Annotated in this window: 17 protein-coding genes; 8 read left to right on the top strand and 9 right to left on the bottom strand. The window is 44.8% G+C overall.

Annotated elements, in window-relative coordinates:
- Positions 1-377 precede the first annotated feature (377 nt).
- Positions 378-1,346 carry an IS30 family transposase gene (locus tag ACJJI5_RS04955; protein ID WP_445355685.1) on the top strand — a complete coding sequence of 323 codons (969 nt, stop codon included), beginning with the start codon at positions 378-380 and terminating at the stop codon, positions 1,344-1,346.
- A gap of 122 nt (positions 1,347-1,468) precedes the next feature.
- Here the strand turns inward: ACJJI5_RS04955 and ACJJI5_RS04950 are convergent, their stop codons facing one another.
- Together ACJJI5_RS04950 and ACJJI5_RS04945 are read right to left on the bottom strand one after the other, a co-directional pair.
- Positions 1,469-2,017: a hypothetical protein gene (locus ACJJI5_RS04950; protein ID WP_445355684.1), complete on the bottom strand. Its 549-nt coding sequence runs from the start codon at positions 2,015-2,017 to the stop codon at positions 1,469-1,471.
- A gap of 577 nt (positions 2,018-2,594) precedes the next feature.
- Positions 2,595-3,757 (bottom strand): IS3 family transposase gene (locus tag ACJJI5_RS04945; protein ID WP_444897071.1). Its coding sequence is split into 2 segments (ribosomal slippage): positions 2,595-3,499 and positions 3,499-3,757, totalling 1,164 coding nucleotides; the frame shifts between segments, so codons are not numbered across the junction.
- Between the two features lie 199 nt (positions 3,758-3,956).
- On the opposite strand from ACJJI5_RS04945, the gene csrA reads away from it, so the two are divergent.
- Positions 3,957-4,145 (top strand): carbon storage regulator CsrA, encoded by a 189-nt coding sequence (gene csrA, locus ACJJI5_RS04940; protein WP_445355683.1) that lies wholly within the window; start codon positions 3,957-3,959, stop codon positions 4,143-4,145.
- A 23-nt stretch (positions 4,146-4,168) separates the two neighbouring features.
- Here the strand turns inward: csrA and ACJJI5_RS04935 are convergent, their stop codons facing one another.
- The 3 genes from ACJJI5_RS04935 to ACJJI5_RS04925 all read right to left on the bottom strand — a co-directional run bounded on the left by ACJJI5_RS04935 (position 4,169) and on the right by ACJJI5_RS04925 (position 7,288).
- Positions 4,169-4,924, bottom strand: coding sequence for a hypothetical protein (locus tag ACJJI5_RS04935; protein ID WP_445355682.1), 756 nt, complete (start codon positions 4,922-4,924; stop codon positions 4,169-4,171).
- Between the two features lie 283 nt (positions 4,925-5,207).
- The gene (locus ACJJI5_RS04930; RefSeq protein WP_445355681.1) at positions 5,208-6,392 is read right to left on the bottom strand and encodes a serine hydrolase domain-containing protein; all 1,185 of its coding nucleotides are present in this window, start codon (positions 6,390-6,392) and stop codon (positions 5,208-5,210) included.
- 50 nt (positions 6,393-6,442) lie between these two features.
- Positions 6,443-7,288, bottom strand: coding sequence for an alpha/beta hydrolase (locus ACJJI5_RS04925; RefSeq protein ID WP_445355680.1), 846 nt, complete (start codon positions 7,286-7,288; stop codon positions 6,443-6,445).
- Between the two features lie 220 nt (positions 7,289-7,508).
- On the opposite strand from ACJJI5_RS04925, the gene ACJJI5_RS04920 reads away from it, so the two are divergent.
- Positions 7,509-9,674 carry a winged helix-turn-helix domain-containing protein gene (locus tag ACJJI5_RS04920; RefSeq protein WP_445355679.1) on the top strand — a complete coding sequence of 722 codons (2,166 nt, stop codon included), beginning with the start codon at positions 7,509-7,511 and terminating at the stop codon, positions 9,672-9,674.
- A gap of 140 nt (positions 9,675-9,814) precedes the next feature.
- Here the strand turns inward: ACJJI5_RS04920 and ACJJI5_RS04915 are convergent, their stop codons facing one another.
- Positions 9,815-10,705, bottom strand: coding sequence for a LysR family transcriptional regulator (locus ACJJI5_RS04915; protein WP_444946159.1), 891 nt, complete (start codon positions 10,703-10,705; stop codon positions 9,815-9,817).
- Positions 10,706-10,884: 179 nt separating this feature from the next.
- On the opposite strand from ACJJI5_RS04915, the gene ACJJI5_RS04910 reads away from it, so the two are divergent.
- Positions 10,885-12,009 carry an alkene reductase gene (locus tag ACJJI5_RS04910; RefSeq protein WP_445355678.1) on the top strand — a complete coding sequence of 375 codons (1,125 nt, stop codon included), beginning with the start codon at positions 10,885-10,887 and terminating at the stop codon, positions 12,007-12,009.
- Between the two features lie 324 nt (positions 12,010-12,333).
- Here the strand turns inward: ACJJI5_RS04910 and ACJJI5_RS04905 are convergent, their stop codons facing one another.
- Entirely contained in the window at positions 12,334-15,183 is a 2,850-nt protein-coding gene (locus tag ACJJI5_RS04905) for an Ig-like domain-containing protein (protein ID WP_445355677.1), read from the bottom strand.
- A gap of 638 nt (positions 15,184-15,821) precedes the next feature.
- Between ACJJI5_RS04905 and ACJJI5_RS04900 the strand changes: the two genes are divergently transcribed.
- Together ACJJI5_RS04900 and ACJJI5_RS04895 are read left to right on the top strand one after the other, a co-directional pair.
- Complete coding sequence (locus tag ACJJI5_RS04900; RefSeq protein ID WP_444896112.1) at positions 15,822-16,181, top strand: hypothetical protein; 360 nt, start codon at positions 15,822-15,824, stop codon at positions 16,179-16,181.
- Between the two features lie 113 nt (positions 16,182-16,294).
- Positions 16,295-16,675 carry a DUF5329 family protein gene (locus tag ACJJI5_RS04895; RefSeq protein WP_445355676.1) on the top strand — a complete coding sequence of 127 codons (381 nt, stop codon included), beginning with the start codon at positions 16,295-16,297 and terminating at the stop codon, positions 16,673-16,675.
- Positions 16,676-16,815: 140 nt separating this feature from the next.
- On the opposite strand, the gene ACJJI5_RS04890 is transcribed toward ACJJI5_RS04895, so the two are convergent.
- Complete coding sequence (locus tag ACJJI5_RS04890; RefSeq protein ID WP_445355675.1) at positions 16,816-17,130, bottom strand: branched-chain amino acid transport AzlD family protein; 315 nt, start codon at positions 17,128-17,130, stop codon at positions 16,816-16,818.
- On the bottom strand, positions 17,127-17,849 hold the full coding sequence (locus tag ACJJI5_RS04885; RefSeq protein WP_445355674.1) for an AzlC family ABC transporter permease: 723 nt from the start codon (positions 17,847-17,849) through the stop codon (positions 17,127-17,129). The genes ACJJI5_RS04890 and ACJJI5_RS04885 overlap by 4 nt, the downstream gene beginning before the upstream one ends.
- A 598-nt stretch (positions 17,850-18,447) precedes the next feature.
- Here ACJJI5_RS04885 and ACJJI5_RS04880 point away from each other — a divergent pair.
- Both ACJJI5_RS04880 and ACJJI5_RS04875 read left to right on the top strand, forming a co-directional pair.
- Positions 18,448-21,465: a DUF2339 domain-containing protein gene (locus ACJJI5_RS04880; RefSeq protein ID WP_445355673.1), complete on the top strand. Its 3,018-nt coding sequence runs from the start codon at positions 18,448-18,450 to the stop codon at positions 21,463-21,465.
- 145 nt (positions 21,466-21,610) lie between these two features.
- Positions 21,611-24,811 (top strand): DEAD/DEAH box helicase, encoded by a 3,201-nt coding sequence (locus ACJJI5_RS04875; RefSeq protein WP_445355672.1) that lies wholly within the window; start codon positions 21,611-21,613, stop codon positions 24,809-24,811.
- Positions 24,812-24,985: the final 174 nt, after the last annotated feature.

Raw genomic sequence — 24,985 nt, 5'->3', positions numbered from 1 at the left:
TAAACAAATAACAATATTGCTAAGCATAGAGGCAACAAGAATTTGTGCCTTATATAAACCTTAAGAAATAATTGGATAAGCAGAAATTTTGTTAGAAAAGTGAGTTGCTTTGATATTGAACACTCTACAACCAATGCAAGCAAAAATATTTAAACTGTTACTGAGAATACAACCGTTCCATCTAAAGGACTAAACACTTACTTCACACATATCAAAGTAAAACAAATACTGTATTCAATCTGTAAGCATCCACATTACACACAGTATTATTTTTACCCTAAAGAAAGAACTTCTTGGTTTCGGATAATAAGTGCAATTGGTAAGGGAGGGCTCAGCTGGTAGAGTCGGCACCTCTCCCGACCAAGAGAAAGGCACTGATGAGCTACTATCAACTGAGCGAGAACGAACGATACCAGATTTACAGTTTAAAAAAAGCCGGACACTCTCAAAGAGCAATAGCAAAACTGTTAGAGAGGCACCCCGCAACGATCAGCCGAGAGCTACGACGCAATACAGGTTTGCGAGGATATCGCCCAGGGCAAGCACATAAGCTTTCGGAGCTTAGACGCAGGCAAGCGTATAAGGCACAGAAAGTGACTGATGGAGTGTGGCAACAAATAGTCATCCTAACTCGGAAAGAACTAAGTCCTCAGCAGACTGCAAGCTATTTAAAGAGACATACAGGTGTATCGTTACATCATGAGACGATCTACCAACTCATTTATTTAGATCAGGCGAATGGTGGAGACTTATACAAGCATCTTAGGATTGCATCAAAGCCCTATCGTAAGCGCTACGGTAAGTATGATCGACGCGGAAAGATCAAAAACAGAGTGAGCATAGATGAACGACCAGCGGTTGTTGATCGGATGTATCGGATAGGTGACTGGGAAGGTGATACCGTTATAGGCAAGGGGCGTGGTGGAGCTTTGTTGACCATGGTTGAACGCAAGACGTTATTTACTGTTATTGTCAGATTAACAGGTAAACGATCAGGTTTATTGGCTGAAGCAGCGGTTAGTCACATGGTGAGCTTCAAAGATAAAATCAAAACAATTACCTTCGATAATGGTCTTGAGTTCGCTGGTCATGAAACAATTGCAGAAGGCTTAGAAGCTAATATTTATTTTGCTCACCCATATTCATCTTGGGAGAGGGGGATCAATGAAAATACTAACGGCCTCATCCGGCAGTATTTCCCAAAGGATATCGACTTTAATAAGGTAACAGACGAGCAGGTTCAATTTGTAATGGATCGCCTGAATAGTAGACCAAGAGCGAGTCGAGGTGGAAGGTCACCGAATGAGTTATTTATAGGGCTGCAAGCTGATCTGCTTGCGGTATAAAAGGATTGCACTTAATACTTGAAATCAAGCTTAATTAATTTAAATATTGTAGCTTATATCAGCCGAGGGCCAGATACCCTCGGTTTCTTAGCAGGTGAATTTATAGAACACAAACAGCAAATCTAATAATCATCCCTTTCCTTGAAAAGCACAGAAACCGGCTTGAAATCACGCTCAAATTCAATCATTGCGTATTCGTATCTATAAAAACCCTCTGGGCTGGGGTCACAAAGTGCAGGTTCAATATTATATACTTGAGTAATTGTTATTAAGGTTGTATAGCTATTTTCCTCGACACTCGTTACTTCAAGTATTGAGCAAACAGTAATCTCAGTTAGTATCACTACCGCCTGATTAACTTCAAAATCCGGGTATGGCGTATCTCCCGATATAGTTGGAATAGTCAGCCAGATATTATTAAAAGCTTCCTGATTGTAAGCGGTTAGTATCTTAGCGTAAGGTATATCCGTCTGATAGCCCTGAGAAAATAGATTGTACTCCTTCTCAGAAAATTTATCTTCGTTTTCAGAACCACCAGGTCCCGATCCTACACCACCAGATTGGCCACCTTGAGAAGGTTCACCATAGCCATAAGCATTACTTTCTTCTACACATGCAGTTAGGAATATCGCACAAGTTAAAATTACTATTGATAGAAACAATCGGTACATAAGAAAATAGCCTAAGCTTAAAAACAGCTAACGTTCAACAAGAATAGATTGCAAATATTGTATTCTATTTTCGACGGTTAAGTAACAACACATTTAACATTTACCTAAGATCTGCCGGGCAGATCTTAGGCGTAGCTCATTTACTCGACATACAATATTTTTGGAATACTGAAAATGGAAATATAGGCGCCCAAATAATCTTATTGGATTTTATTAAGTTTTCTTCAGCGTCAAAGCTGCGTAGAATCGATAGATATTTATCAACATTTTGGGCAGTGATCAAACCGGCTTCTACAAGCCAGCAGCCCAAGATAAAACAAGAACACCGAGAATTTTCTAAAAGACCCATTCCCTAAAGGAGAACGGTGGCGTGACTTAAGAGTAAGTAAAAGGCGCTGACCCAAGGTGCGGCAACACCCGGGGCCAGCTAACCAAGTTGATAGAACAGTTATCAAAGTGGCTCCATGAATGGTACGCTAGAAACCCACTCGTCTTCAATAAAAGGTTGCACATTCAGTAGCCTGAGGCGATTCCCTAAGCACTGGGATGATCCTACCCACCAACAACGGACACACCACTAAGCGACTAGTTGTTCCTCAAACGCCTCAGGGCTGAGATAGCCATTGGCGCTGTGTAAGCGATTTCGATTGTAGTCTATTTCTATATACTCAAATACGGTTTCCCGCATGAGGCACCTTGTAGGAAAGCGGTTACCATGGATTACTTCTACCTTAAGTGAGTGGAAGAACGTTTCTGCGCAGGCGTTATCATAGCAGTTACCTTTGGCGCTCATGCTGCACCGCAGATCATAAGCTGTAATTAAAGATTGATAATCTTTAGAGCAATATTGGCTTCCCCTGTCAGTATGCACGATAACATTTGTAGGTTTCTTACGTCGCCATAAAGCCATTTGAAGGGCGTCACAGACCAATGTAGCTGTCATCGTTTCTGACATCGCCCAACCAATAACCAGCCGACTATATAGGTCTATCACTACAGCCAGATATAACCAACCCTCTTCTGTTCGTAGGTAGGTAATATCCCCGACCCATTTCTGATTCGGCGCTTCAGTATTGAAGTTCTGCTCGAGCAGATTTGGGGCCACTGGCAGACCATGTTTTGAGTAGGTTGTGGCTTTATATCTCTTGGCGGCTTTAGCCCGTAGGCCCTGTCGACGCATGCTGGCAGCAACTGTTTTTTGATTATATTTACTCCCCTCACTGGCCAATTCCCTCGTCAGGCGAGGGGCGCCACTACGTTCTTTACTGGCTATAAAGCGCTGCTGTACCAAACCATCAAGCTCCATTTGGTACTGCTGGCGCTTGGATTGATCGGCCGATCTTGACACCCAATCGTAAAACCCACTGCGAGATACGCTCAATACCTTAGCCATCGCTTTGATGCTGAACTTATGCCTGTGCTTTAGCATGAAGGCGTACCTCATTTCAGGCTCTTTGCAAAGTACGCTGCGGCCTTTTTTAAGATCGCCAGCTCCTCTGCCTGCTCAGCCAGCTGCCGCTTAAGGCGAGCATTCTCTGTGGCCAGCTCTCTCTCGGCATCCCCTCGGCTCTGATGTAACTTAGCCTTGCTTCGCCATCCGTAAATCTGGGAAGGATGTAACCCAAGCTGTTTAGCGGCAACGCTTACCCCTACCTTGACCGCCAGTGCTAGGGCATCTTTTCTATATTCCTCTGAGTATTTTTTACGAGTGGTTTTGGTTGATTTACTTGATCGTGTCATAGGGCACCTCTGCTGCGTAGTTTATCGCTTAAGAGAGTGTCCGTCTTTGGTGGGTAGGATCAGGAGTCTAGCGCCCTCCTTTTCTTCTTTTACGCCTACCGTTCTCGCGCCCCTCCTAATACCTGCAACCGATATTACTTCCCTGCCCTTCCCGTTACGGGAGGTTTGCCAATGCTTTGCGTCTCATTAGGAAACCAATATGTTGATTTTAAACCGCCGTACTGGCGAGAACCTCAGGGTTGGGAAAAACGTCTCAATCACAATATTAGAAGTTAAAGGTAATCAGGTACGGGTAGGCATAATCGCTCCCAAATCCTTACCGGTTCACCGTGAGGAAGTTTATAGGCGTATCCGAAAGGAACAGGAAGTGGACGATGGAAATGGTTGAGCAACGGATACTTCTCATCATTTCTAATTAAGATAGCGGGCTTGGTACTCTTCAAACCAAGTATCAGCAACGCTGCTGCCGAGACGCATGGATGCTATTGCATATAATTCATACTCAGAATCGGTGGGATGCTCCAAGGCGAGCGAAAGTAATACGGGCACTTGTACAACTTTGTGAAACCATGCTTTCAAAGTCTTGGTGCCCTCTTCGCTCCAAAAGGGTGAGGGTGACTCCCCTTGGGTCAGTACATCTACCTGGCTTGCTAAAAATTCGATAATGCATTGCCGGGAATCTGGGGAATCATCTTCCCACCACTCCCTAAGTTGCTTGGAAATATCCCATCCTGCACAGACAAGTGTGGCCAAGCAGGTTTCTACATTACGGGCATCCCAACGTTCCGACTGCCACCATGCGTTTAAAAATAGAGCCACTGCACTTCGCTCAGGCTCTAGCCACATATTCCAGTCTGCATATACAAGTTTGCCGGCAATTATCTCGCTATAACTCGTTAATGGCGTATCAGTGGCAATAAGCTCGAGAATCCTCGGTAGGAAATGCTTGAAATCTTCGACCCCACCCCAGGTAGTCATAGCTTTATTGGTATATCTCTCAAGATCACTACTGGTAAGTTCACCCAGAGGTGCACTATTTAACGCTTTATGTTCTTCCTCTGAGACACAGCACGGACAACCACTGACATGTACGGAACACGGGTACCGAGCGAAGGTTTCGTAGGCATTCTCAATAGCGGCCTGTACTGCTGGAGACAGTGACTTCATAAGTTAACTCAGTAAAACTAGAATGTGGCTTAAAAGGCAGTGGTTAGCAATATTACAAGGCCGTAGTTGAGGATTCTAGAAACTTATCTTGGCAATCTAAGAAGTACCTATATACCACCAAGCAGTCGCTTAGTGGTGTGTCCGTTGTTGGTGGGTAGGATCATCGATCAATCTACCGATGAAATAAAGCCACCTCAAGGAGGTGGCTATAAATACCAGGTAGTGATCCCACAACTGTTTTTTCGACTATCCTCGGTAAGTCATTTTCTTACGCCGCTTGAGGTTAAATTGATAAAGCAAAAGCCGGCAAAATACGTTGTTCTATCAAGCCCAGGGTTTTGTCATCATCTCTGTGGCCCGTGATCGCAATCACCAAATCAAGATCTTCAATGGAGATCACATACTGGCCACCACCGCCCCAGCCAAACTTTGCAATATATTTCTTGTTGCCAACCTTCAGAGGCGTTCGCCAGAAGAAGTAGCCGTATGAAAAATTGCTATAGTCAAACTCATCATCTGTGGGAACAGCCACTTTACCAGTAGCCTTGGCAATATACGCCTCCGGTATTAACTGGTTGCCGTTCCATTTTCCCTTATTAAGTACCAAAGTGCCCCACTTAACCATACTGCGCGATGTCATCATGGCTCTTGATCCTGCCTGGGGCACCCCACTAACGGCTTCCTTCCAGTGATAGATGTCGATCCCCATCTTCTCCAGTAGCTCTTCTTTAATAAAGTCACTTGCGGAGCCGGGAACTACAGCATCCAGAACCAACATTGCAATCATTGGGTCTGAGCCTTGATATAAATAAGTTTGCGAATCAAGAGTGATCGGCTTACTGTGACTTAAATAGATTTGAGCCAGCTTTTTCCCGGTTAACTGCTCTTTGTTTTCCAGTAGGGCATCGAGTTTTTCCTCTGCAATACGGATTCCCGACTGCATGCTCATGGCATGATTTAGTGTGACAAGGTCTGCGCCTTTAACAAGCTGTTTCCTATCCAGCCCTTTCAGGAAGGAAGTGACAGGCTTGTCCAAGTCTTCCATGATCAAATAACCTAACTGTATCGCCCGCCCAATTGCCAGGGCGGTATAGGCCTTGGTGGCAGATGCTTGAGGGTGAGGAAAATTAACGCGACCGAGGGAATAGTAGGATTCAAAAACCAGTTTGTTGTTTTGAGCAATTAGCAAGCTGTCGTAAGGTGTATGTTGGTTATCAGCTATTTCTAGTGCCAGCTGTTGCAAACTCTCCTTGATTACATCTATCTCCCCAACAGGAATACCGTCTTTTCTATCCGCTGGGGCTGTATCAATAAATGCTTTTTTAAGCTTTGGTATTGATCTCTCCAGGCCAGTGAGGTCACTACCATAGTCGGCCATATTTATTTCTGGAGCATGTAAGTCTCCTGCGCCCGCAGTGGCGCTTATGCCGTATATTAAGCCGATTGCGATTAGCTTTTTAATAATCATCTTAGATCCCAAATTTAATTTATAATTAATATGATTCGATATTCCATTGATTAGTGTTTCAGCTTATCGGCAAGCCAATAGATACTGCGAACTGATGTCTTTGGGAATGCTGTAGTGTGATTCGCCGATTCGATAACCGCCGGCTCCAGAGTTAAGTTAGCCAATTCTTGGTTCTTTAACTCACTAACAAACCTTTCTACCGTAGCGCCCAGCTCCTTCTCTAATTCTCCGTAAGCAATAAATACGTTTGTTTGCTTGGGTAGTTCCATTAATGGTTTGTTAGGCTCTGATTCAAGCCGGGAATCCATATAAGTGCCGATCAATCTTGATGGGCTACCAATAATGTAGTTTTGAAAAGTATCCGGTTGGCTTATTAAGGCATAAACCCCAAAGAGCCCCCCGAATGAGTAACCGAAATAAGTACGGTTATCTGGATTCGCGCGATAATTGCTTTCGATATACTTCATAACGTCATTTCTTATAAAGGCGAGATGCTGATGGGCCTCTCCTTTATAGGTTTTTTTATCTTTATTAGCTGAGGGTAGTGCTGGCTTAAAGTCCCGATATCGACTCGACCATTCATTTTCATCAGCTGGCATATCTTTCTGCCAGCCAATACCCACCAAAATTGCATCTTCCAGTGCGTATTCAGTAGTGGCCGATAGTATTTCAACTGCCCATAAAGCATCTGTATAGTAAATAACCGGGTGCTTCTTAGTATCACTCTCCTCGTATTTCTCGGGCAGCTTAATAAACAGCTCGTATTCTCTGTTACTGCTGGAGTCCTGAATGGGTATTACTTGGATTGTGGATAACTCCAGGGCCTTATGCTCACCTGCTTCAAGGGCAGCGATAGGTAGCAACAGGAGAAAGGCGACTAGTAAACGCTTTTTCATATCAGTATTTATACCGTTACATGTGATCGGAGAAGCGCTCAATCTAAATAAGGAGCCAGTGAAACACCTGAAATGCTCCTGATTTTTGGATGACTTTACGCTGCTGGCATAAAATTCTTATTTATCAATGAGTTACAAAGCACGCTTTAGATGTAATCAGGATTTATGCTAGTATCGACGGCAAAAATTCAGCTCAAATTTTGTTCAGGTAGATACATCAATGGCTTTACAATATTGGGTGGGTGACTTCTTTATTGATTTATCCAGAAACCAGATCACCCGAGGTGAGCAATCGCAAACTGTCCCCCCAAAAGCCCTTGCCGTCTTAACCCACTTGGCAAAGCATCAGCGAAAAGTGGTGAGCCAGGATGAGCTACTGTCTGAAGTTTGGCCCGATACAATAGTCACACCAAATACGCTGCAAAGAAGTATTGCGCAACTTAGAAAAGCCTTAGGCGAAGATCGAAAGCAGCAATCTTATATTAGAACTCACGCCAAACAGGGTTATAGCCTGGAATGCGATATTGTTTGGCAAGATGATGATTCTATTCCACAAGATAAGACAGCACCGAAAGAAGAAGCTCCCTCCCCTTCTTCCCCTAAGCCGGAAATAGATATAAAACCGGTTAATCCAAGCCACCAAACCCGGACTATCAAACCAAATCGATTTCCAATCTTTGCACTTGTCGGGTTGGTATTATTAGTATTTGTTATATTTAAATACTCTCCATCCGATCAAAGCTCTCAGCTTGTATTTGATCGATTACAGGCAGTAACCGCAACTGACCGCAAAGAATTTGGCCCCTCTTATTCGCCAGATGGTGAATATATTATTTTTAATCGTTATCTAGATAAGCTCTGTGTTAATAAAATCTGGGCCAGGAATATACGTACCCAGAAGGAGACGGAATTAACTCCAGAATGGGGTACTTATGGCCGCCATACACTATCACCAGATGGCAAGAAACTGGTATTTATTTCCGAAGAAGACTGCACCATACCGCTAACCCAGAATACCTGTTACAACCTCGTAAGCCTGGATTTTCAAAAGGCATTAGTCAGCCCACAGCAGCCAAATGTATTAATGCGCTGTAAGAACTCAGCCATTAAGAACCCCGTATGGTTAAATAACAATGATCTCGCTATTTTGCATAAAGAGACTAACCGTTGGCGGTTAATCAACTATTCAGTCAGGGATAATACCAGTCGAGTCCTTTATGATCTGGAGAATGGAAATCTAGCCTACTTTGATTATTCAATCCCTGATGGGTTAATAGCTGTAACCAGCCATCACCAAGATGGCCAGCTTTATATCGATATGCTGGATTCCAAAGGGGCGCTTTTATCCAGCCACCCGATAGACTATCCGGATGAAATCCCTCAGCGCAGGACCATATCCCCTAACTTTTCGCCGCTTAAAGATGAGTTAATCTTCAGCACAGGGCGACGACTCTTCTCTCTCACTTACGATGGAAAGGTCAGTAAGCTTGATTTGCCTTTGGATCAATCTGCCAGTACACCTGATTTCCACCCAAACGGGCAGAGGGCACTCCTAATTAAGGGCCGATACGATAGTGATATTGCATCAATACCGCTTAATCAACCCGAGTCCATCGATACACCTTCGGAGGAAGATGTCAGCGAACTCTACCCAAGCACAACACGGTCGATTTTGGGAGAGGATGATGGCATTTTCCAACCCAATGGCAACTTGATTGCGTTTACTTCCAGGCGCTCTGGTGAAGACCAGGTGTGGATAACTGATGGCAGCGATTTACGGCAAGTCAGCCAGTTTCCTATGGATACCAATATCTACGGTATTAGCTGGTCTGCCGACGGCCAAAGCATACTGGCGAGTGCCAATCAGATACTGACTAAAATCTCCTTGGACGGTAGCAGAGAAGCCTTCTCACTAGCCCCTCCAATTGACCGACTATTCCAGTGGGATAGTGTGAGTAACCTCGCACTGTTAACTTTAACGATTAAAGGCGTTACAAAGTTTGCAGAAGTAAACTTGGATAATCTTGAAGTTAGCATTATCAACGATACCCAAGTTAACTGGGCCCAACGAAGCGAAGATGGCCGACTGATCTATATGGACCATATGAACCGCTTCTGGCAGCCCGGCCCTGCAGAAGATCAGCTAATCGAAGAGCTGGTTCATCAGGGCAGTGAGAAAAGGTTTGTAATCAAAGAGAATGTGATTTACTCAATCAATCGAGATGATCAGTTATGGTCTTTCGAGCTCAACACCGGTAACTTTTCTATTTTGAGAGCCGTTCATAGAGATATCGATTATCTAACTGATATTAATCAGGAAAACCTAATGATTACCTATGTTGTTGCTGCTAAAAAGGAAGTTGCGGAGTTATTCTTACGGGAATAGAAATACAGTCTGTTTTAGTTTTCTAAAATAAGATGGTTCTCTATAAACCATCTTATTTTCCCACCGCGATTTAATTCCAAATATTATTCTTTTGTATACTTCTAACGCTCTATAAAGGAGCCTATTAGTTTCCTAAGAGGCTACTTAAAAAGTTTCATCAGCTGTTCAACCATCCACATATGAAGCTGGCTATGGTTAGATCGACTATGCCATGCTGCTATAACCTCAAATTTTGGTGTTTGCGTGTCCAACTTAAGGGGAATAACTTTTTTATTGGGTAGAAGTCGTGAGGGGTAAAACGCAATTGTGTCTGTAGCTGCAATTATATCTGGGGCAGCGGAAAAGCTGGGTATCGACATAACAATATTGCGTTTTAGCCCCTGCATCGCAAACCACTCATCGTGTGATCCTTTGAGGTTTGCCCGTGACGGTGAAATGATCAGTTGCGGAAGCTCGGCCACGTCTGCCAACGTTAATGACTTACTCTTCAGAGGAGACTTTTTTCCCGCTATACAGACATGTTGCTCTTCAAATAGCAATTTGTATGGCAGGTCATCCGGGATGAAATCAGGAAAGGTGAGCGCTAAGTCGATCTCACCAGCAACCATTAACTGATTGAGATTATCTGTTTCAAAGTCCCTGACGATAACTTTAAGTTCCGGGGCAGATTTACGGACAACCTCTAATAGCTGGGGCAGTACCGATTGAATCGCGTAATCCGTAGCACTAATACTAAAAATCCCTCTATAAGTTGCCGGATCAAACGCTATTGGGGTTAGTAGTGACTCTACATCCTTCAAAATACTACTGATCCTGCCTCCCAGCTGCTCAGCAACAGGGGTGGGCACCATACCGTTGCCTTGCCGGATAAACAACCGGTCATCAAACACTTCTCTCAGCTTACGCAACTGTTCGCTTATCGCTTGCTGGGTTAACCCCACCTTTTCGGCTACCCGGGATAGATTTCTCTCTTGAAGCAGTGCTTCCAGTATACGTAGCTGCTTTAGGTCCAGGCGGCTTATACCATTCATATTTGTAACCAAGACAAAGAGTAGTTGTTTCAAATTGTATCCTTGCACCTCTAGTATTCCCACCATTACAAGGCACAGCCAAAACTGGCTGGGGCTATTCAGTTGCCCTTATCACCGCTGCTTTTTACCTGTGTCTTTTCAATCACTCACTGCAGTCAGTTTTTAACAGGAAGGTCATTATGAAAAACGAGTCACTATTCAGTGAGATCAACCTGGGCCCTTACACCCTGAAAAACCGTATTGTTCTGCCACCCCTGACCCGATCACGCAGTAGTCAGCCTGGTAATATTGCCAATGACTTGATGGCTAACTATTACTCACAGCGTGCTGGTGCTGGGTTTATGGTTACAGAAGGCACACAAATCGAACCAAGAGGCCAAGGCTACGCTTGGACACCTGGAATCTATTCAAAGGAACAGATCGAAGGCTGGAAAAAAGTGACCAAAGCCGTACACGATCAAGGCGGTATCATCTTTGCCCAGCTCTGGCATGTTGGGCGTGTATCCCACACTACATTACAGCCTGAAAATGCAGCGCCCGTTGCGCCATCTGCTATCCGTGCAGACGCAGTTAAGGTATTTATCGAGACAGGTCCAGGACAAGGCGCCCTGGCTGAACCCAGTGAGCCTCGTGCGCTGACAACAAAGGAAGTTAAAGAACTGGTTCAACTCTATGCCCAGGCCGCTCGCAACGCCATGGAAGCTGGCTTTGATGGTGTTGAGCTACACTGTGCCAACGGTTACCTTGTGAACCAGTTTATTTCAGAACATACCAATCATCGCGATGATGAGTATGGTGGTAGTTTGGAAAACCGCCTGCGTTTCCTTAAAGAAATTGTTGCGGCGGTATCAAAAGAAGTCGGCAGCGAACTGCTCGGTGTTCGGTTTGCACCGCTTTTCGAAAGTACCGATGAGGACAGAGTCTACCTTGGGCTGGTGGAGAGTGATCCCCATAAGACCTATATCGAAGCTATTAAGCTGCTAAATGAAGCTGGAATTGCCTATCTGTCACTGGCTGAGGCGGATTGGGATAATGCACCGGATTTGCCTGAGAATTTCTATCGAGAAGTACGTGAAATCTTTAGCGGGCGCATCATGTATGCAGGAAAGTATTCCCCCGAAAAAGCCTTGCGGGTGCTTGACGCAGGTAATGGAGATATCTTTGGATTTGGCCGACCTTTTATTGCCAACCCGGATCTTCCCACGCGTATTCGTAATGAATGGCCACTCAATCAGGTTGACGCGGAAACTATGTATGGCGGCACCGAAGTGGGATATACGGACTACCCTCTATACCAGCCGTGATCTGGTGAAGGTTGGGCTCGTTCATTATGAACTGCTAGCTGTAAGTGGCATTTCTATAAATATTTCTAAAGTCTATCAGCGCTAGTCAAAAGGCATAAGCGCTTATTGATTAGAAATAGATAGCCTCAGAGAATTCTATTTTCTGGGGCTTCTTTTATTGAGCTACTGTAGAACTATTTATTGCAGTTTTTTAAAGGACTTGCCATTCAAGCAAGGCCTACAATACCGATCCAGAATCATCTCGTAATTCCAACACCTGGCATACAAGCCTCGCAATTCGATGTAAAGATACCGGGCCCCTTTCATTTGGGACCCGGTAGGCTCCTATTTGGAAGCCAGTGCGCGTTGGCCAGAACGCAAGTCAATAACGACAACTCCTTGCACGCCATTCGAGCCACCATCGTAGGCAAAGAGGCGGCGGCCTTCTGTGTCAATGGCCATGGAGGAGAGGCTCTCCACTTCAATTCCGTCACCACGGCAGTCGCTATCACAACCCTTGCCACTAGATAGAATTGACTGTGAAAAGTCGTCCATATCAATGGCTACTAAACTTCCGCTATTAGTGCCGACCAAAAGGCGGTTGCCAATAGTGTCCAGGACAATATCATTAGGGATCTTATTATTACTACCGCCATGCACTGACGAGGCGAAAGTGTTCCTGTCACCAGTAGTCAAGTCTACTTCCCAGATAGCACCGGTTCCTGACTCACTGACACCGGTACCCAGGTCTACTTGCCAGTCTATGCCACTAGTACCTGAATCACTTACAAAGACGCGGTTATTCGCGAGATCTAGCGCTAAGCCTTTGGCGGAGTCAAAGAAGGTTCCTGTGCCGGTATCATTAGCGGAGATAACTTCCCTATCGCCACTATCAAGATCTACGCTTACTAACCCTGTATCCTGTAGCAAAACCATGCGATTGTTAGTAGCATCCAACTCCATGGCTTCTACGCCACCGGAGAACGCAGGGCCTTCACCAATACCAGATGCAGATATACTCTCGAATTCACCACTTTCCAAATCAAGCTTAATTAATTCATCGCTGCTCTCATCGAATATATAGGCATATTGACCTGAGTCATCCGGAACAATCGCAGACGGTCGAACACGAGCTGAAGCGGGCGGAATAAATTCAGCCGCAATGGTGCGATTGCCGTTTTGTAAATCTATTTCCGCCGCTATGGAACTATCTATAACAACAGTCAATAACCGATCAGTCTCACGGTTATAGCTTATATTGTTCCAAACATAGCTGGGGCCCGTACCAACATGATTGGAGGAAATTTCTGTACGATCTCCCGTATTGATATCGACAGACATAATTACCGGGTCGAAGAGAATTCCGGACACCAGAAGGCTATCGCTACCGCCCCCTTGACTAATTGATTGGGGGTTTACAAGCCGCAATCCTTCTCCCTTAGTCCAGTCAGTCACAACTGTGCGATCACCGGTAGATATGTCAACTTGCAGGATATTCTGAACCTGACCGTTGGCAACATAAATCTTGCCATTGTCAACATCGACGATTAAACCCTTTGGTTGTGACACGGGTTCACCGCTGCCGATACCATTACCACTTATTGTTGTTCTATCACCGCTTGCAATATCTATCCTATGTATAGAATCTGTGCTGTCGTCACCCACGTAAAGCTGCCCATTTGGCTCATCTAGCGCAATGCCCTTTGGATGTATCATGTCAGCGCCAGCGCCAATCGGGGACGATGAATTAGAACTGGATATCACGGAGTAGCCTCCATTCAGCAGGTCAAATTCAATAATTTCTCCATACGATCCCTGTGCTCTTGTGGCGTAAGCAATACCTCCATAGCTAGTCAATGCCAATGAAGTGAGATCTGCCGGAACCCATGTGGACAATTGCGTGCGGTTACCGGTTGTCCGTTGTACAGAGTAGATGCTCCCGTCCCCATTCAATACGACAAAGTAGTCATCAGCTGGATCGGCGCGCACCATGGGGAATTTTTGTACCATATCGATTGGATTCAGAGATGGACCCGACCCAACCGATGGCCCAGAAATTACTCGGCGCGTATATGTAAAATCTACCTCAAATATCATATTCAAGCCGGTATCAGCGAAATACCGACTCCCATATAAATTGTCGTAGGACACCCCCACTGGCCAATGGATTAAATGCTCATTCTTGACAGAGTGAGAACTTTGAACCGTTTCGCCCGAGACGAACTCGGCTGAAAGACTATAAGAATCGCGACCTTTATCAACCGTGCTATCGAGATACCAAATTGACGAGGACGTTGCATCCATAATCGGCGACTGATTATCGATCGTGATGCTAGACAATTGCTCGGTAGTATTTTCACCACTTTCCAGGTCTAAGACCCTGGTAGTAAGAGCGAGGTTGGAAAGCTTCCCTCCCATATTGGCACCACCAGTGGGGAAAACCATACGAGCGGAAGGTATAACTAGATCAGTCACAGACACTTGTAGCGTAAGCTGGTTGACGATCCCTTCACTATCAGCAGCGCTGATTGATAGCTGATAATAATTATCTTTGTCACTATCCGCAGGAGACTCAAAATCTGGAGCAGTGTTAAAGCTAAGTTCACCGCTAGCAGAATCAATAGAAAACAATGCCGTATCAGCATCGTCGTTCAATGAAAATGTGACCTCATCTCCATCTGGGTCCTGGGCCGTAGCGGTGTAAAAAATTCCGCTTACACCTTCTTCGACTGTAACTTCAGTTGCAGATGAAAACTCGGGAGCGCCATCGTTGACATTAGTAACTGTTACCACAATTTCCTGGCTCGCCTGACCTCCGTTGCCATCGCTAGCCTCAATTACCACCTGGTAGATATTATCTCCATCTGCGTCGGCAGGATTCTCGAAGTCTGGAGCAAAACCAAAGCGCAACTGGTTACCGTTATCTATCAGAAAACGGGACTGGTCTTCTCCGCCGATAGTGTTGTAACTAATGCTGTCTCCATCGGCATCACTAGCGGATAGTGTAAGCAAAATACCGGTACTATTTTCCTCCGTAGTGACTTCACTTGCAGAGACAAACTCAGGGGCGCTATTAGTTGAACCACCACCCGAACCACCTTCATTCGAACTGCCACCGCCGCCTCCACCTCCACCTCCGCAAGCTGCAATTGAAATGATAGAGCTGAGGCACAAAACTTTCTTAAAGCTGCTCACTATATGATCTCCCCAAGAGTTTTTAACAAATTTTTTTGTTGAACTTTTATGGGGCGCAACTTTAGCAAAGAAATTATGGACAAAATAAGGATCTTTGTGGATTTTACACCCAGATCGTACCAAATAGATTGGTGACCAATCATTCACTGTATAGACCTTTGAACAAAGTGACCCTAGAAGTTAAGTAGTAATTCCTTGTTATCATTTTTATTAATAACTAGGGTGAAAAAACCTTTTTGATCTCCCCAGGAATTTTAAAGAAAAGACTAGAAACTCAATACCTACGCAGGTCAGTAACCTTTGACTCGGAATTGTCAATAGAACAAACGAATGTCGAAATTTGAGTAGAAGGCAATAAGTTCAATAAGCCAGGAACCATTCCATAATACTAGTTATGGAAAAACCACTAAGAACCACTTCCAGAGTTAGTTCCTAGCGAGAAAGCTCTATCTTGAATGTATTTTTATCAACCGATTTGAACAATATGCAATCAGCCCTGACTGATTATCAACTACAATTCGAGTTCTGTTACGACTCAATACGGCCGCTCATGTAGAATGATCCTCTAGACTTCTGAACGGTAGGCTTACCGTTCTATTAAGGGTTAAACACTACAATTTCAAGAGCCTAAAGAAGAAATGAACAAATTCTTAACCATTATTGCAATAGCCTTGGCCACCACTTCCTGTATGAAGCTCGAGGTACAGCCTAGCAACGTGATCGGGGATACTGTAGATGCGGGTAAAGAGGCGTTCCAAAGCATCAAAAGAAGCCGTAATGGTGAAGAAGAGAGAAACTTCTCTCACAAAATCAGCTACGACCCAGCTATCTCTAATGCAATCAACATCACCAACTGTAAGAAGGAAATGATGGAGGTGATCTCTGCCTCTGAACTTACGGTCTCCCAAATTTTGACTGAATCCTCTGAAATTGTTGGAGAGGAAGCTAGCAAGAGCGTACAGTGCACTGCAAAAGTGATAGTCACTAAGAACACTTAAAGCACCAGGCTGCTGGCCTTGGTATAAGTTCTGGTATAGAGCTCCTCTTGACTCTATACCAGTTCTTGGCCCGCTAATGCCCCCCTGATACTCCACAGCCAAGTAATGGGAAAATGATTAAAAGTCTCTCAACTTTACTTACTATTATCTCGCTAAGTATGTCCTCCATCCTGGCTCAGGCAGATACTCCTATCAACGAAATAAACCACCTAATGGAGTTTGTCTCTGCTTCAGAGTGTACCTTTATCCGCAACGATAGTGAGCACACCAGCCAGGAAGCAGTGGAGCATATGGAGAAGAAATATAAGTATTTCTCCAACAAAATTGATAGCGCGGAGGATTTTATTAGGCTAAGTGCAACCAAGAGCACCTTTAGTGGCAAGCCCTACCATATTAAGTGTGCCGAAAAGCCTAAAGAAGTATCCCAGCAGTGGCTTTTAGATGAACTGGCACGCTATCGTGACTCAGTTAAGTTAACGCCTGATAATACTTAGACCATTAATAGCAAGAAGAGCAAGAAGAGCAAATTAATTTAAACTGACACCTTAATTTACCATCAAAAATTGGCTTAACCTAACTTCAGCCTACTAAACTTGCTGCCGAGTAGCTTTCGCTCTAAACAGTTAAAGCTCTTTCAGCTAAAAAAGAACTTCATCACTGAAAATGCAAATATACTAAGAAGGACAACGGCAAGGATATTCTTAATCACGCAGCTAACTGAAATAGTAAAGAGACCTGCCACAAGGAAGGGGTTAGCCAGATCAGAATTGGAAAGCTCAACCTCTCCAAATACGATTGGAGCAGCCATTGAGGTCAATATACAGGGTGCAGTAAATCTTAAAAAACGTTGGGTATTATTGTTTAGCTCTATTGGAAGATTCTTTACAAAAAAAGCATAACGCATGTAAAAAGTAATGGTAGACATTGCTAAGATTGTATAAATACTCATACCTCTTCCTCCTCGACCTTATCTTCCAATAGATAACCTATGCACATACCCATCAATCCTGAAAAGAGTAATCCATTGGGTACTGCATAAATATGAAACATTACGGAACTTACTGCCGAAATCAAAACAGCTATAATAGTAGCCCTAGATTTAATATTTGGAACTACCATAGCAATAAAAGTTGCAGCAATTGCAAATTCCAATCCAAGCGCTTCTAAATTTGGAATACTCTTTCCTGCAACAACGCCTACAAAGGTGGATAAATTCCATATTAAGTAGAAGGTAAATCCGGACATTAGCGCATATTCAAACGAAAAATATCCAAGCACTCTCTTTTTATTCTCTGCAACTGCAAACATTTCGTCCGTAAGAAGAAAGGCAAATACAATTCGCTTGTATATAGGCAGCTTTAAAACTTCATTTCTAAAAGTTGCTGAGTAGAGTAAATGGCGAGAACTTACAACTGCTGTACTACCAAGAATAGACGAAAGTCCACCGCCCACACCAATAATGGAAAGAGCCGATAACTGGGCTGCCCCGGCAAATACCAGTAAGGACATTAGCTGTGATTCTAGTGGACTCAAGCCCATTTTAATCCCTAAAGAGCCACAAAGAATCCCCCAGGGAATTACAGCTATTGCTAATGGCAAAGTATCAAGTATTGCTGCCATTACAAGTGAATGCGATCTTTCTGTGGGAATGGCTCTTTGAACATCCATAATAATTACTGACAACTTTTACTATTTGGGAATATCTACTGTTCTACCTGATACAAAATCACAAAGTTACTTGAGGGATACACAATCGAGCATATGAAATTGACAACAACAAATGATTAACAACATGCGATATTTAGATCTTTGAAACCTAGCTTCCATATTTTCCGTGAAATATTTAAAGATGTTTAATCTTTTTTCTGGTGGAACTTATATATTTTGAATTACAGGGGGTCAAATGATTTTTCCACATTGAAATATTAAGTGCAAAAAAGTAAAAATATAGAAAAAGTAGTTTTGGTAAGCGCTATACAGTGAAAGAACTATCTTATCGAGACCTATCAAGTTTCTTGGTTGAGTGACAACAAACGATCTCCCCTGCCCCAATCACCGTAAAACAGACAGAACAAAAACAGCAATCTTCACTGTACTAAATCTTCCTACGATTTTATTAGTTACCAACGAGGCAGTTGGCGAACACTTACCTGACAAACAGTGATACATTTATCAAAACTAATTGAATAGGTATCCATAACCCTATAAATACTTGTTCCCTCAGTCAGGCCCAGGTAGCCTCGGAAAAAAGCATTTAGAGCAAGTTATGGAAAGTGAACTGCAATCACTTCGCGCGGAACTAGCCCTGCTGGAGCGAGATAATCGCCGTCGCATTGAGATATTCGAACAACGGTTATCGACTCTAGAAGCACAGATACAGCAAGATACTGGGGATCAGTTGGCAAGTCAGCTCCCGACAGTGGATGAGCCTGAAGATGAGCTATCCCAATTGATGGGTACTCATCCCTCCAGATCCCCGTCGACAGGGCAAGCTACTCCCCTTCTTCCTGAAACTCCAACCCAGCCAGCAAGTACTATTACCAATGCTCCTAACAGAACCGAGAAGCCTGGTAGACACGCTAAATGGCTATCTGAGGAGCTACCGAGTCTATTGGAACCTGCTCTGGAACCCATTAGCCGAGTATGGGGCTCCCTGATGAGTTTCTACCGGCACTATCAAAGCCAAGGGAAGGCTCCTGTCTTCTTTATGACCGCTGCCGGCATCCTGGCGCTGGTGTTTGGTTTTGCTTACCTGTTGCAGTTTTCTTTCAATGCCTATTTGGGGCCTGTAGGTAAAGTGACTTTAGGCTTCCTGGTAGCAGCCGCGACTACTACTGGTGGAGTAATGTTCAGGCGGCGCATGCCCAACATGGCGGATTACGGCTCAGGACTGATCGCTCTCGGGGTCATACTGCTTTACTTATGTGGTTACTTTGCTGGGCCTTACTATCAGTTGGTTCCGATTCCCATCGGCGTGGGGCTGCTTGTAGTAACTACCGGAGTTGCTTATTTACTCGCCCTACTATTCGAGACCCGTGTTGTTTCCATGGTGACTCTGCTGGGTGGAGCCACGATGCCCTTGGTGGCCAATCATTTTGATCCATCCGCAGTTATTTATCTCAGCTACTTGTTGGTACTCGCGCTCGCAATGCTGCGTTTGTCCAAGTTGATTCAGTGGCCTCAGCTGGCGGTGGTCACTATGGCGCTCAGCGCAGGGATGTTCGAGTTTTCAGTCGCAAACTTGGGCGAGTCTAGCTCAAACTGGGGTCTGTTACTGATACTGCAAGGTTTCTTCTACGGGTTTGCCCATTACATACTGGGTGGGCTTAGTGGCAAGGAAATGGATAGGAGGCGCCTCGGTTTGCTGGCAGCAAACCTGGTGCTATTTATTCATATTAGCTGGTCTCTAGCACCCACTGCTAATGCACTAGGTGTGGTTTGGTTACTCAACCTAATACCCTGGGCCGCGCTCGCCATCTACTCACGCCACCTGTTCGGCTACGATGTTAATAGTGCTTCGGCCCGCAGTATCCTCGCAATGGCTTTACTCCATGGGGGCTTGTTAACAGGCCTGGCAATTCTGGCACTCTGCAGCCCTGAATTTTTGGGCATTGTGTGGTGCCTGGAAGGCCTCCTGCTGATTTACCTTGGAATACATTTTGGTTTTGTCAGCGTGCGAACTGAGGGCTATATCGCTCTAGCCCTCGCCGGCGTAACCATATTCTTGCAAGCTCTCATATGGGTGGCTGAGAGCTTGGTTCCTGCTCCACTACTATTATCCTTAGAGGTGAGTGCAGGCTGGACTAACTGGCTGACCCTCAGTGCTGGGGCCTTTGCGCTCACCCAGCTATTACGCCGTAGTGCCGGTAAAATCACTCCCGCAGAACAACGTTTCACTTATATCGCAGATAATGCTTTCGGACTGCTTTTATCTGCGAGCTTCCTGCTATCGGTGGGTATTATCTGGCCGCAAGGGATGTGGTTGCTGGCACCACTGCCAATGACTTTCCTGATCTGGCGTAGCCAGCGCATGAATTCAGCATTTAGCGAGTGGCTCGGTCTCTGGCATTACCTTCTGTTGTTTGTCCCACTGTTAGCCAGTGCATCGGTTGTAGGCAACCTTCATTTCTACGATCAAATCCCCTACGGAAAAATTGCGAGTATTGAAGCTTTCCTGGGACTTTGGTTACTTGCGGAGCTTTATCACCAGCTGAAAATACAATCACCAGGGCAGAAGCTGGCATTGGCACTGCGTAAACTCTTTTACGCTTTACTGCCCATTATTGCCTTACCTACCATACTGTATAAGGCTAGTGACTACTTCACTGTTGCTATGTGGTTCTCGTGTGGTATTGCCCTATTCCTCTACACATGGCTGCGGATGGAACATCTAAAACAGGAAGTTCGCATTTTGATTTCTGCTGCAAGCCTTATCACTATCGGCGGTTGTCTCCTACAAGAGTTTGTCGGCTGGCAGGGCAAGGCGATGGAGGGGCTAATACTGGGAGTCGCCAGTTTCATAGGGCTCATATGGCTTGGCCAAGGCTTAAAGCGATACCCCGCAGGTAGGGAGTGGCAGCATGCTATTCACTGGGCGCTGAAGCCTGTATTCCCGATGGCCTTCTACTATTTTGCGGCAGTGCTGATAGCTGTCAGTTACACTTTAACTCGTGATTTTGTACTGTCATTACTACTCACCCAGTTCTATTTTGGAGGCCTCTTTTTCAGCAAACCCAGACTGGCACCTTTACGCAACCAGCTTACGCCCTTCTACATGCTGACACTGGGTATTTTTGAATTAATTACACTGATTCAAGTCGCAGCTGTGATTGTAAAATCGCACAATGCCGAGTGGATTGGGGCCTATAACCTGGTCTCTCTTTGCATCGCTGTCCTGCTGGTTTACCACAAAACCCTGCCGACGAGAGCCGTATGGTCTGGTCACCGAATGGCAAATATGTGGCTGGTGCATGTTACCGCGATTATTGTTTACGTAGCTCTATTAGCACAGCTATTTGATGCCATGTGGCTACCGGCAGTTTCTTTCGCTCTCGTTGTCCATGCAACCCTACTATTGTTCCAAACATTAAAGCCCGAAACCCAGAAACTACTTAAGTTGTCACTAATTATCTACGGCATAGCTGCACTGAAGATTGTGCTCTGGGATATGCAGGACTTCTCACTAATACAGAAGATAGTCGTTTGCATGTTAGTGGGATTGTGTATGCTGGGGGCGGCCTATCAATACCAGAGATTCCTACCAAATAAAAGGCTGCCTGAATAGGCAGCCTTTTTTCCTTATCGACATAAATTTATTCAGAAATCCCTTAGCTATTAGTGAATTAAGCTCCTTAAAAGAGGGTATTATTAGAGCAAAGAATATTCTTCAAACCTCAAACGCCAGCCAGTAGTCATTACACAACCCAAAAATGAACAACCCTATCGATTTCAGTAGTATTTCCAATCAACTTCCCACTAATAGCCTGTCTAGAGGGAAAAATTACTTCCGGAATGGTTTTGTCGAAAGATTCAATATTTCTCAGGATGGCAAAACGATCACCGGGAAGGTGAAAGGCTCCTACTCTAGTCACTACCATCAATATATATTGATAACTGAAAACCCAATTTCGGGAACCTTTGAAATTGATGGAGAATGCTCCTGTCCAGTAGGGTACAACTGTAAACATGTAGCTGCAGTGCTAATAGCGGTAATTGCTGAGTATAAACATCCATTAGGGCAACCATCAGTCAGTCGTACTTGGGACAACTGGCAACAAGGTGTAAAAGAAAAATATCGTGATTCCGAGCAGGACACATCATCTAATCGCGACCTGCTATACACCTTGGACTGGAATGATCAATATACCCCAGCTCATGCCCGAATTAGCGTATATTCAGCTCGACGCCTAAAGAAAGGCGGCTATGGAGCGCCTCAGCGCGAATACTTCCATATCAACAGTAGCCTCGCCACTTCAAAAGTCGACCAAAAAATATTCGGCCTTCAACAACTGCTTTCCCAGTCCTCGTTCAAAAAGAGCATTTCAGGAGAAGAAGGCGCAATGCTGTTGAGAAACCTACTCGCTAGTCAACGTTTCTTCAGCGACATCGATTCCCTAACCCCGATTCATTGGGGGGAAGCGGTTAAACTCGAGCTCAGTTGGAAAGAAAGCAGGAACAGTGCACAGCTGCAGTTAGATGTACCTGACCTCCCTGATAATTGGAAGCTCATACCTACCGAACCACCTTGCTATTATTCACCACAGGAAGACATCATTGGTCCCATCATCAGCCCGGTGGATGGGGAAGCGCTTAATGACTTTACAACCATGCCAGCCATTTCTAAAGATGAAATAGGCAATGCTATTACTTTCCTCAATAAACAATATGGCAGTGAACAATTACCCACGCCAAAGTCGGTGCCCATCATACCTGTAGATGATTTGTTACGGCCGGTATTAACCCTTAACTCAATTTCTATTCGAGAAAGAGCTGAAAGTCTCCATACAGCAAGTTTTCTTATTAAATATGGTCCGGTAGTAATCCGCGCGGAAGAAATTCTTACAGAGAATCGTCCTGAGACTAATATCTACCCCCAAAAAGATAAACTATATAAAGTAGAGCGAGACTTCAAACATGAAGCCGCCGTACTGAAGGATCTCTTGCAGTGGCAATTTAGCTTGGGGGCGGACGAAACTGGTGAACCCGTTTTATTCTTCTCCGATAGTGGGCCAGGCCAAACTCCTATTGAGCGCTGGCATGAATTTCTCAATGAGGGTATCCCAAGACTTGAGGAATCTGGCTGGATAGTTGAATTCGAGGATAACTTTTCTTTAAAAGTACACGAGATTGAAGATTGGGAATGGCAAACAGAGCAATCTTCCAACGACTGGTTTTCCCTTAGTGCAACTGTAGATATTGAAGGGCAGTCTATTCATTTAGCACCATTATTATTGCAATATTTGGAATCGGGGTATGTGGCTACAGACGAAGAAGACATATTGGTTCCCCTCGGCTCAGACCAGTATATCCGTCTACCCAGTGCACTATTTCACAACTTATTCGCAGTTTTAGAGGAGTGGTATGACAGCGAGTCCCAAAGCCTCAAAGTGCCCAGATTTGCTGTTCCGGAACTGCCTAATGCAACTTCAGCCTGGCAGGGCAATAAAGACTTAAAATCGCTCGCTAAAAACCTGCAAAAAGGCCCGCAAAGCGTAAAGCCACCCAGGGCCCTAAAGGCACAATTACGCCCCTATCAACAAACGGGTTTTGAGTGGCTGCAATACCTGCGTAAACTCAATATGAATGGCATCCTGGCCGATGACATGGGCCTGGGAAAAACTTTGCAGGGACTGGCCCATATCCTCAAAGAGAAAGAAAGCCGGCGCCTGGCCAAGCCTGCCCTGGTGGTTGTACCCACCAGCTTGGTAGGTAACTGGCTTAACGAGGCCCATCGCTTTGCCCCAACCTTAAAGCCACTACTACTTCACGGCAGTAACCGGCATGAGGATTTCCCCCTCATTCCCGAATCAGATCTGGTTATAACCACCTACCCCCTTATTGTGCGGGATAGCGAAATATTAAAAGAACATGACTTTCATTTATTGATCCTTGATGAAGCTCAGGTTATTAAAAACCCCAAATCGAAAGCGGCACAATTACTCCGCACTCTGAGTGCAAACCACAAAATGTGCCTAACGGGAACACCGCTGGAGAATCACTTGGGTGAGCTGTGGGCACTATTTGATTACCTGATGCCCGGTTTTCTACACAGCCAGAAAAGGTTCAATAGCCTTTATCGGAACCCCATTGAGAAGCAGGCTAATGAGCACAAGCAACAGACTCTGAACCAGAGAATCTCCCCATTTATTTTACGCCGCACCAAACAAGAAGTGGCCACAGAACTTCCCCCAAAAACAGAAATTATCCAACGGGTGACTTTCGATACCGCCCAAGCCGCGCTTTACGAAACCGTACGCTCGGTGATGGAGAAGCGGGTTAGGGACCTGATGAAGAAGAAAGGTCTAAATCGCTCTCATATTGAAATCTTGGATGCCCTATTAAAGCTGCGACAAATCTGCTGCGACCCCGCACTGGTCAAACTGGACAAGGCAAAAAAGGTTAAGCAATCGGCCAAGCTGGAAGCGCTGATGGATATGCTCCCGGAGATGGTGGAGGAAGGCCGCAAGATACTTTTATTCTCCCAATTTACCGAAATGCTCGGCAAGATTGAAACCGCCCTTGAAGAACAGGCAATACCCTATGTAAAACTCACCGGGCGCACGCGCAAACGTCAGGAAGCGATTGACGCTTTCCAGAATGGCGATGTTCCTGTATTCCTGATTAGCCTGAAAGCCGGCGGTGTAGGCCTAAACCTTACCGCTGCCGATACGGTAATTCACTACGACCCCTGGTGGAATCCCGCAGTAGAAAACCAGGCTACCGACCGCGCATATCGCATCGGCCAGGACAAGCCAGTCTTTGTGTATAAATTTATCTGTGAAAATACCGTAGAAGAAAAAATAGTCGATATGCAGGCGCACAAGCAAGCCCTGGCTGATGCGATTTACAGTAAAGATGGGAAAGATATAACTATGGATTCAGAGCAATGGTTATCATTATTTGAGGGCTGATTTACGCGATAAAAAAATGAGTGGCAAGGAATGTCGTAGATAGAACCCCATCAGTCATATAATTTCGGTTTTATTGTCGGCTTCCATAAGCTTATTTATAACCAGCCCTCACAATAGGACAGCCTACGGCAGCTTTGAAGAAAATAATCAAGCGGAATTAGGGCAACCTAATTC

The sequence above is a fragment of the Microbulbifer maximicatervae (SeqCode) genome, from assembly GCF_052467955.1.
This window is presented reverse-complemented; position numbering and strand designations above follow the sequence as displayed.